This is a genomic window from Streptomyces sp. NPDC005266 (assembly GCF_040607655.1).
GTDB lineage: Bacteria > Actinomycetota > Actinomycetes > Streptomycetales > Streptomycetaceae > Streptomyces.
In genome coordinates, this window is record NZ_JBEXHC010000062.1 from 1 (window position 1) to 1,197 (window position 1,197).

The window sequence follows — 1,197 nt, forward strand, 5'->3', positions numbered from 1 at the left end:
TGATCAGGACGACAAGAGCCGTATGACGAGAGATCGTCACGTACGGATCTGTGGGAGCCGGAGGGTGCGAATCCCTCCGGCTACCCGACCTTCGATGTGCCCGGCGGCATGTGGCAGACCGTGACGTCCAGGCCCGTCTCGGTGGCCAGGGCTGCGAGTTCGGTCTTCCAGGCCCGGGTGCGGTAGCCGTTGGACCCGCCCGCGTCCGCGGTGATCAGCAGACGCGTGGCGGCCGGATAGTCGTGCCGGCCTCGGCCCTGCCACCAGCGGCGGATCGAGGCGACAGCGAACGCGGCGGTGTCGTGATCGGTGCCGACGCTGACCCAGCCGGTATTCGCGGCAATGTCGTAGATCCCGTAGGGGATCGCCTTGCCCGGTCCCTGCCGGTCCAGGAAATCGTGCGTCTTGACCCGTACCGGCTCACCGGCAGGCCGCCACTGGTGGCCCGCGTTCTTGTAGTCGCCGACGAGTTCCTTCTTCTTCGCATCAACGCTGATCACCGGCTGGCCGGCGTCCATGTGCTGTTTGGCCCGCTCGTTGATGTAGCGGAACTGGGCGTCACGGTCCCGGTGCTGCTTGCCCTCGATGGTCTTGGCACCGGCCTGCAGGCTGAAGCCCTCCTCACGGAGCAAGTCCCCGACGGTGTCCGCGCTCACCCTGCGCCCCTGACGGGTGAGCTCGGCCGCTAGGGTCCTGGTCGACTTCACCGTCCACCGCAGCGGCGACATCGGATCGCCCCGCTCATCGGGTTCCACCAGTGCCAGCAGCGCGCGCCGCAGTCCCGGATCAAGGTCCGCGACCTTCTTGCGGCCACCACCGGGCCTGCGTACCCGGCCCAGCGGCTCCTCGCCGGCCTCCAGCTCATCCACGCCTTTGCGGACTGTCGTCTCGCTGACCTGGGCCGCCCGTGCGACCGCCCGGATACCGCCGTGCCCCAGGATCCGGGCCTCGGCTCCCAACAGCAGACGCCGCTGCCGCTCATCCAGGTGTGGAAACAACACCCCAAACTTCACTGCGAGTTGACCACGGACCTCATCGGAGACGCTCATATCACAACAACGAGCCGAATCACGCGAAGCAACACCTTGATTCTCTGCGAGCCCTTAGTACTCCAGTGCGGTTTCGTGATCTATCCAGCAGGTTCGTCGGCGGATCGTCGTTGGTAGTGGCTGTGTCGGGCTGTCGCCTGGTGGCGTC

The 1,197-nt window shown here is 66.8% G+C and carries 1 pseudogene; it reads right to left on the reverse strand.

The features are described 5' to 3' along the window. Positions 1 to 89 precede the first annotated feature (89 nt). A pseudogene (locus tag ABZU99_RS34855) lies at positions 90 to 1,049 on the reverse strand (ISAzo13 family transposase); the annotation flags it as partial. Positions 1,050 to 1,197 lie beyond the last annotated feature (148 nt).